Genomic DNA, 8465 nt, shown 5'->3' with positions numbered 1-8465 from the left:
GCTGCGTTTGCTACGTCGACCACGGCTGCTTCGAGGTCCGCGGCTCGATCGGGTGGCACATGAAGCAACACATATGACCGCGTTGCGGACCGCCGATGCGCCAAAGCCTCATATACGGCCTGAACGTTGATGGAGTGCGCGGCCTTAACCTCAAAGCTGACCACTTCCAAATGCTTCCCCGGGACGAATGCAAACGTTCGGACCTCAACACTGACGATGTCGGGACGCGACCAGACCCCGCCGGTCAGCCGACTGCCCTGCAAGGCAGTCACCTCCACGGCGAGTGGCTCGACTCGGTGGTCCCTGGCCCACTCACCAGCGATCACTGCCCGCATCGGCTCGTACAGAGCTAGTTCACTTTGGATCGACGCCTCGATCGAAGCAGCAGCATCAACTCCGGACGCGACCACAACCGATACGGTTCGTCTACCAGGTGATGGAACGGTCGCCCGGCGAACTGTGCCGCCATGTCCCGGACCGCGCACGACCAAACCCTCGTCGGCCAACGTGTTGCGCGCGGTGAAGTACCGATCAATGCTCCACCGAAGACTTTTTCCGGAGAGCCTGATTACCCACTGTCTTGCCGTCGGTGGGCAGTGCAGCCAGGAGCGTCTTCTGGTCGCTGTCAACGGAGGCACGAGAGGCTGGCATGTTGAAACTTTACGCCTGACCGGGTGCCAAAGCATCGGCCCGATGCGTGCGCCTGGCCATGTTCGCCGAGAGGCGGCCGTCGCTGCATGTCCGGGGACTTACTCAAGGAAACGAAGATGCCGGGTTGTGATAACTAAGTCGGTCGGGCGCCGACGATCCGCCTCTTCGGGGTGCTGGGGAGCGGGGCGCATTCGCCGAGGAGACGCCCGGGAAGTTGTCGCTGGAGGACGGCAGCGTCAAAGGTGTTCCGGCGGAGGGGTGGTATCTGCAATTCCTCAGCAAGCGCGCCGCTTGTTCCGCACTTTTAGATTGAGAGGTGCGTGCGGCGCAGAGGTGCAGAGGCGCGATCAGCAAACGGCGACCGGCAATCCGGTCCCGGAAATTCAGAATAGCGACCTTCCCGCCTCTTCGAACCAGAAACTCGGAAATTTGCGAATGGCTGCTGCCCAGAGGGACAGCCGGCTGCCCGGCAGGCGGTCTCACCACGATCCAAGTGGCGTGCGACCCGGAACACTGTGTGGCCGTACCCCCGGACGGTCTTCCCGGTGGTCGCCTGTGTCTGGTGCGATGCTGAGGGGAGATACGCCCAGCGCTGGGAGGAGTCGCCATGACGCCGCTTACTGAGAGTAACCTCAAGGCATTGCCTGAAGGGGTTGCCGGGCCGAAGTACGACCGTGGGTCGTTGCGGACCGGGATCGTGCACTTCGGGGTCGGCGGCTTCCACCGGGCTCATGAGGCGATGTATCTCGACCGGCTGATGAACGACGGCAAGGCGCTCGACTGGGCCATCTGCGGCGTCGGCGTCATGCCCTTCGACCAGCGCATGCGTGACGTGCTCGTCGCACAGGACGGCCTCTACACGCTGGTCGTCAAGGCGCCCGACGGGACGCTCGACGCCCGCGTCATCGGGTCGATCAAGGAGTATCTGTACGCTCCGGACGACCCGGAGGCGGTGATCGCGAAGATGGCGTCGGCGGACGTCAAGATCGTCTCACTCACCGTCACCGAGGGCGGGTACAACTTCAACGCCGTCACGGGCGAGTTCGTGGCCGACAACCCCGATGTGCGGCACGACCTGCAGGCGGGCAACGCCCCGAAGACCACCTTCGGCCTGATCACCGAGGCGCTGGCCCGGCGGCGCGACCGCGGCGAGAAGCCCTTCACGATCATGAGCTGCGACAACATCCAGGGCAACGGCCACGCGGCCCGGCGCAGCTTCGTGGCCTTCGCTAACCTGCGTGACCCCGCGCTCGGCGAGTGGGTCGAGACGAACGTTGAGTTCCCCAACAGCATGGTGGACCGGATCACCCCGGTCACCACGGACGACGACCGCGCGCTGGTTCGCGAGCGCTTCGGCATCGACGACGGCTGGCCGGTGGTGTGCGAGCCGTTCACCCAGTGGGCGCTCGAGGACGCCTTCAACCAGGGCCGGCCGCCGTTCGAGGAGGCCGGGGTGCAAGTGGTGCCCGACGTGGAGCCGTACGAGCTGATGAAGCTGCGGCTGCTCAACGCGAGCCACCAGGCACTCTGCTATTTCGGCTACCTGGCCGGCTACCGGCTGGTGCACGACGTCGCGCAGGACCCGCTGTTCGCCGAGTTCCTGCTCGCCTACATGGATTCCGAGGCCACCCCGACGCTGGAGCCGGTGCCCGGAATCGACCTGGACGAGTACAAGCACCAGCTCATCGACCGCTTCTCCAACGCCCAGGTGAAGGACACCGTGGCGCGGCTGTGCGCGGAGAGCAGCGACCGCATCCCGAAGTGGCTGCTCCCAGTGGTCCGGCACAACCTCGACACCGGCGGCGAGATCCTGCGGTCGGCCGCGGTGGTGGCGTCGTGGGCGCGCTACGCCGAGGGCGTCGACGAGCAGGGTGAACCGATCGAGGTCGTGGACCGGCTGTCGAAGGAACTCACCGAGATAGCCAGGAGGCAGAAAGACGAACCGCTCGCCTTTATCCAGAACCGCGATCTGTTCGGGGATCTGGCCGACAACGAGCGGTTCGTCTCCGCCTACCGCAGTGCGCTCGCCTCTCTGCACGAGAAGGGGGCCCGAGCGACACTCGAGGACCTACGCGGCTAGTGCCACCTGGGCCGTGGCGCCGGCGGACAGGTGCCTCAGGTAGGCGGGCAGGGTGAGGAACTCGGGACAGGTGCGCTCGCTCAGCAGCACCGTGAGCAGCGTGCGCGCCTGCCCGAACCGGCGGGCAGCGTCCTCATCCAGCGCCCCGGTCGCCGACAGCACGTCGAGCTCCTCGCGCACCATGCGGGAGACCATGCCGGCCGTGATCGGCACCCCGTAATCGGTCGGGGTGCCGGAGTGGATCCACTGCCACAGCTGGGTGCGGCAGATCTCCGCGGTGGCCGCGTCCTCCATCAGCCCGTTCAGCGCCACCGCGCCCTGGCCGCCGAGCCACGCCGCCACGTACCGCACCGCCACGCTGACCGACGTCCGCAGCGCGACCTCCGTGATGCCGCCGGCCTGCTCCTTGACGCCGAGCAGGTCCTCGGCGGTGACCCGCACGTCGTCGCGCCGGCGCACGATCTGGTGCGGCTCGAAGCCCAGCCACTGGTCGAAGACGTCCTGGCAGGTGGCCACCAGGCCCGGGTGGGCCACCCACGAGCCGTCGAAGCCGTCGCCGACCTCGCGGCGCTTGTCCTGCCGCACCGAGTTGAGCGCCCGCTTGGCGGCCACCGGGTCACGGCTGGGCACGAGGGCGGCCATGCCGCCGATCGCGTGGGCGCCGCGGCGGTGGCAGGTGCGCACGAGCAGTTCGGTGTACGCCCGCATGAACGGCGCGGTCATGGTGAGCTGCGACCGCTCGGGCAGCACCACGTCCGGCCGGTTCTTGATCATGCTGAACAGGTAGTCCCAGCGGCCCGCGTTGAGCCCGGCCGAGTGCTCACGCAGCTCGTACAGGATCTCGTCCATCTCGAAGGCGGCCGTGATCGTCTCGATCAGCACGGTGGCCCGGATGGTGCCACGCTCCATGCCCAGCTGCGCCTGCGCGAAGACGAAGATGTCGTTCCACAGCCGCGCCTCCAGGTGCGACTCGAGCTTCGGCAGGTAGAAGTACGGCCCGCTGCCCCGCTCGATCTGCGTGCGGCCACAGTGGAACAGGTACATCCCGAAGTCGAACAGCGCCGCCGACACCGCCCGGCCGCCGATCCGCAGGTGGCATTCCGGCAGGTGCCAGCCCCGCGGCCGCACCATGATCGTGGGCAGCTCGCCCTCGACGCGGTACTCCCGGCCGTCGGGCGCGGTCCAGCTGAGCTGCGCGGACAGCGCGTCGAGCAGGTTGAGCTGGCCGTTGATCACGTTCTCCCAGGTCGGCGACAGCGCGTCCTCGAAGTCGGCCATCCACACCTTCGCGCCCGAGTTCAACGCGTTGATGGTCATCTTGCGCTCGGGCGGCCCGGTGATCTCGACCCGCCGGTCGCTCAGGTCGTCCTTCGGCGGCGCGACCGTCCACGACAGATCGTCCCGGATGTTCTTGGTAGAAGCCAAGAAGTCCAATTCTTGGGTACGCGTCGCCCGCCGGCGCCGCCGCCGGTCCAGCAGCTGCACCCGCCGCGCGCCGAACTCCCGGTCCAGCATGACCACGAACGCGATCGCTTCGGGCGTGAGGATCTCGGAGAACCGGCCGGCGGTGCTCCCGGTGACGGTGACTTCTTCAACGTGGGTCATCAGAACTGCTCCGCCTCGGTCGAGCCGGACAGCGCCGTGGTGGAGCTCTCCGGGTTCAGGGCGGTCGACACGGCGTCGAAGTAGCCGGTGCCGACCTCGGCCTGGTGCTTGGTCGCGGTGTAGCCGTCCGCCTCGGCGGCGAACTCGGCCTCCTGCAGCTTCACGTACGCGGTCATGCCCTCCTCGGCGTAGCCGCGCGCCAGCTCGAACATCGAGTGGTTCAGCGCGTGGAAGCCGGCGAGCGTGACGAACTGGAACTTGTAGCCCATGGCGCCGAGCTCCTTCTGGAACCGCGCGATGGTCGAGTCGTCCAGGTTCTTCTTCCAGTTGAAGGAGGGCGAGCAGTTGTACGCCAGCATCTTGTCGGGGTGCACCTTGTGCACGGCCTCGGCGAAGGAGCGGGCGAACTCGAGGTCCGGCTTGCCGGTCTCCACCCAGAGCAGGTCGGCGTAGTCGGCGTAGGCGACGCCGCGCGCGATCGCCGGCTCGGGGCCGCTGCGCACCCGGAAGAAGCCCTCGGCGGTGCGCTCACCGGTGATGAACGGCTTGTCGCGCTCGTCCACGTCGGTGGTGAGCAGGTCCGCCGCGAGGGCGTCGGTGCGGGCGATGACCAGTGACGGCACGCCGGCGACGTCGGCCGCGAGCCGGGCCGCGTTCAGCGTACGGATGTGCTGCTGGGTCGGGATGAGCACCTTTCCGCCCAGGTGGCCGCACTTCTTCTCGGACGCGAGCTGGTCCTCCCAGTGCACGCCCGCGGCGCCGGCGGCGATCATCGCCTTCATCAGCTCGAAGGCGTTCAGCGGGCCGCCGAAGCCGGCCTCGGCGTCCGCCACGATCGGCGCGAACCAATCACGGTCGTGACGCCCGGCCGCCGTGTCGATCTGGTCGGCCCGCAACAGCGCGTTGTTGATGCGCCGCACGACGGCGGGCACCGAGTTGGCCGGGTAGAGGCTTTGATCCGGGTACGTGTGCCCGGAAAGGTTCGCGTCGGCCGCCACCTGCCAGCCGGACAGGTAGATCGCCTTCAGACCGGCCCGCACCTGCTGCACGGCCTGTCCGCCGGTGAGGGCGCCGAGCGCGTTGATGTAGTCCTCGCTGTGCAGCAGATCCCAGAGCCGGACGGCGCCGCGCTCCGCGAGCGTGTGCCGTTCCTGCAGCGTGCCGCGCAGCCGCACCACGTCCTGCGCCGTGTAGTCGCGGCGGACGCCCAGCCAACGAGGATCGCCGGCCCAGGTCCGAGTGAGGTCCGCAGCGGTACCGCCCCTGACATCGGTCAGCAGATCAGACATGTTCTTCGTTCCTTTCCTTGAAGAACTTCACTGTTGCGCGGCCGTCCAGGGGTCCTGAAGCCAAATGTGAGCAGAAGAATCGCACTTCTTCTGCTAGCGTCAAAGCCGTGACCGCTTCACCTCTCGTCGATCTCGTCACCCTGGGCCAGCGCCTGCGGCATCAGCGCCGCGCCAAGGGGATGACGCTGGATCAGCTCAGCGCGGCGGTCGGCCGGGCGCCGTCGCAGCTGTCGTTGATCGAGAACGGCAAGCGCGAGCCCAAGCTGTCGGTGCTGCAGGCGCTGTCCGCCGCGCTGGACGTGCCGATGCAGGAGCTGCTGCGGCCCGAGGCGCCGTCGCGGCGGGCCGGGCTGGAGATCGAGCTGGCCCACTTCCAGAGCACCGCCGCGTACACAAATCTTGGTCTGCCTGTCGTCAAAGCCGGCCGCCGGCTGCCCGCGGACGCGCTGGAGTCGCTGATCGGGCTGCATCGGGAGTTGTCCCGGCTGCTGGCCGAGCAGAGCGCGACGCCGGAGGTCGCGCGGCGGGCGAACGCGCAGTTGCGGGTGGAGATGCGCGAGCGGAACAACTACTTCGCGGAGATCGAGGAGGCGGCGGCGTCGATCCTGCAGTCGGTGCGGCATTCGACCGGGCCGCTGTCGCAGCGCGGGATCCTGGACATCGCGGCGCAGCTCGGCTTCACCCTGCACTACGTGGCGGACCTGCCGAGCTCGACCCGGTCGGTGACCGACCTGCGCAACCGCCGCATCTTCCTGCCGCAGGTGGCCAGCAACAAGGGGCACGACCCGCGGGCCGTGGTGCTGCAGACGCTGGGGCACTTCGTGCTGGGCCACAGCGATCCGCTGAACTACGGCGACTTCCTCCGGCAGCGGGTGGAGGCGAACTATTTCGCGGCGGCGTTGCTGATGCCGGAGAGGTTCTCGGTCGACTTCCTCGGCGCGGCGAAGGCGGACCGGGCGCTCGCGATCGACGACTTCCGGGACGCGTTCGGGGTCTCGTACGAGACGGCGGCGCACCGCTTCACCAACCTGGCGACGCACCACTTCGGCATCCCGGTGCACTTCACGCGGGTGCACGAGAGCGGCACGGTCTACAAGGCGTACGAGAACGACAACGTGCGCTTCCCGTCGGACGTGACCGGCGCGATCGAGGGCCAGTACGTGTGCCGCCGCTGGGCGTCGCGCACGGTGTTCCAGGCCGAGGACCCGTATTCGAGCTTCTACCAGTTCACCGACACGGTGGCCGGCACGTACTGGTGCACGGTGCACGTGGAGTCGACCCGCTCGGGCGAGTTCTCGGTGACGGTCGGCACGCCGTACGAGCACGCACGCTGGTTCCGCGGCGGCGACACCTCCCGGCGTACCGTGTCACGGTGCCCGGACCCGTCCTGCTGCCGCCGCCCACCGGCGTCCCTGGTGGACCGCTGGGAGGGCAACGCGTGGCCGAGCGCGCGCGTTCACTCCCACCTGCTGGCGGCCCTGCCGCCGGGCACCTTCCCGGGCGTGGACGCCCAGGACGTGTACGAGTTCCTCGACCGGAGATCGCCATGACCGACTTCGAACTGCGCCCGATCGGACACGTCGAGTCGGGGCTGGCCGACCTGGACGCCGCCCCACGCCAGCCCGATGAGGGCGCCCCGCCGGCGTGGCTGGTCATCGAGCCCCGATACGCGGCCGCGCTCGACGGCCTGACGGCGGGCATGGACGTGTTGTTGCTGACCTGGCTGGACCGCGCCGACCGCGAGACCCTGGCGGTGCATCCGCGCAGCGACCTCACGCGCCCGATGACCGGGGTCTTCGCGACCCGCTCGCCGGACCGCCCGAATCCCATCGGTCTGCACGAGGTGCACATCGTGGCGATCGACGGCACGCGCGTCGAGGTCGGCAGCCTCGAGGCGCTGAACGGCACTCCGGTCCTGGACCTCAAGCCGGTCTTGACCCCGGACCGCTGAGGCGAGCCACAATCGGCGTAACGGTCGGTGAGGAGGCGGACATGCCCGAGACGATCACCCGACAGCGCCCGACGGGGCCGCTGGTGCGGCTGGCGGCCGCGCTCAAGGCCAGGTTCATCATGTCCGGGGGCTCGGCCGAGCCGGCCACCGCCAACGGCCCGGGCAACGTGCGGCAGCAGCACGCCCTCGCCGTGCTCACCACGACCCGCGAGGTCGTCCGGCGGGGCTGGACGCAGCACAGCTGGTTCGTGATGACCGGGAGCGGCGAGGCCCGGCAGCGCTTCTTCCCCGGCCGCGTGGATCACTCCCGCGTCGTCGAGGCGTGCCTGGTCGGCGCGGTGATGCACGCGGCGTGGCAGCACAGCTCGCGGCCGGAGTACGGCTACGCCGCCATCGACGCCCTATGGCTGGAGCTCTTCGACGGCGGCGCGCCGGAGGACGACCCGGTCGGCCCGGCGTGCCCGCCGGAGGTCCGCGCCGCCCGGGTGCGCGACCTGACCGCGTGGAACGACCGCGGCGACCGGACCAAGGAAGAGGTCCTCGCGCTGCTCGATCGCGCCACTGCGCGGTCCGTAAGTTTCGGTGGCACGATCGCGGGTTGATTGTGTCGATGCAGTGACCTCCCGCTGGTGGCGGGCCATCGCAAGTTTCGGTGGCGACCGATATTTTAAGTATTGACGGCCATCGTCGTCGGTCGCACCATGGGACAACGAAGTTCGTCGATCGGGCGCTGACACACCCCCCGGCGTCTCCCCCGCGTTCGCGCCTGCTCCCGGTCCCGACAAGGAGTCCCCATGTCCCCATCCGTCCTTCGCGGCGCCGCCGTCCTCGGCGCCGCGGGGCTACTCGTTGCCGCCGTGCTCGCCGCCCCGGCGCGCCCGGCCAGATC

7 protein-coding genes are annotated in these 8465 nt (G+C 68.8%); 4 read left to right on the top strand and 3 right to left on the bottom strand.

Features of this window, described 5'->3' with window-relative positions; all coding sequences use genetic code 11:
• Positions 1 to 410: hypothetical protein (locus tag AB0M20_RS15175; RefSeq protein WP_364298370.1), on the bottom strand; the 410-nt coding region annotated here is incomplete at its 3' end.
• A gap of 881 nt (positions 411 to 1291) precedes the next feature.
• Between AB0M20_RS15175 and AB0M20_RS15170 the strand changes: the two genes are divergently transcribed.
• Positions 1292 to 2731, top strand: a complete 1440-nt coding sequence (locus AB0M20_RS15170; protein WP_364298368.1) for a mannitol dehydrogenase family protein — start codon at positions 1292 to 1294, stop codon at positions 2729 to 2731.
• On the opposite strand, the gene aceB is transcribed toward AB0M20_RS15170, so the two are convergent.
• On the bottom strand, positions 2720 to 4336 hold the full coding sequence (aceB, locus tag AB0M20_RS15165) for a malate synthase A (protein WP_364298366.1): 1617 nt from the start codon (positions 4334 to 4336) through the stop codon (positions 2720 to 2722). The genes AB0M20_RS15170 and aceB overlap by 12 nt on opposite strands.
• The gene (gene aceA, locus AB0M20_RS15160) at positions 4336 to 5625 is read right to left on the bottom strand and encodes an isocitrate lyase (protein ID WP_364298364.1); all 1290 of its coding nucleotides are present in this window, start codon (positions 5623 to 5625) and stop codon (positions 4336 to 4338) included. The genes aceB and aceA overlap by 1 nt, the downstream gene beginning before the upstream one ends.
• Before the next feature lie 107 nt (positions 5626 to 5732).
• Between aceA and AB0M20_RS15155 the strand changes: the two genes are divergently transcribed.
• From AB0M20_RS15155 to AB0M20_RS15145, 3 genes are read left to right on the top strand one after another with little or no spacing between them, the layout of a single operon-like run.
• On the top strand, positions 5733 to 7175 hold the full coding sequence (locus AB0M20_RS15155) for an XRE family transcriptional regulator (RefSeq protein WP_364298362.1): 1443 nt from the start codon (positions 5733 to 5735) through the stop codon (positions 7173 to 7175).
• The gene (tsaA, locus tag AB0M20_RS15150; protein WP_364298360.1) at positions 7172 to 7576 is read left to right on the top strand and encodes a tRNA (N6-threonylcarbamoyladenosine(37)-N6)-methyltransferase TrmO; all 405 of its coding nucleotides are present in this window, start codon (positions 7172 to 7174) and stop codon (positions 7574 to 7576) included. Before AB0M20_RS15155 ends, tsaA begins: the two co-directional genes overlap by 4 nt.
• A gap of 41 nt (positions 7577 to 7617) precedes the next feature.
• Positions 7618 to 8178 carry a hypothetical protein gene (locus tag AB0M20_RS15145; protein WP_364298358.1) on the top strand — a complete coding sequence of 187 codons (561 nt, stop codon included), beginning with the start codon at positions 7618 to 7620 and terminating at the stop codon, positions 8176 to 8178.
• The last annotated feature ends 287 nt before the right edge of the window (positions 8179 to 8465 follow it).

It is taken from the genome of Actinoplanes sp. NPDC051633 (assembly GCF_040681735.1).
Taxonomy (GTDB): Bacteria; Actinomycetota; Actinomycetes; order Mycobacteriales; family Micromonosporaceae; genus Actinoplanes.
Note: the sequence above shows the minus strand (reverse complement) of the source record. Positions and strands in the feature narration are given on the sequence as shown.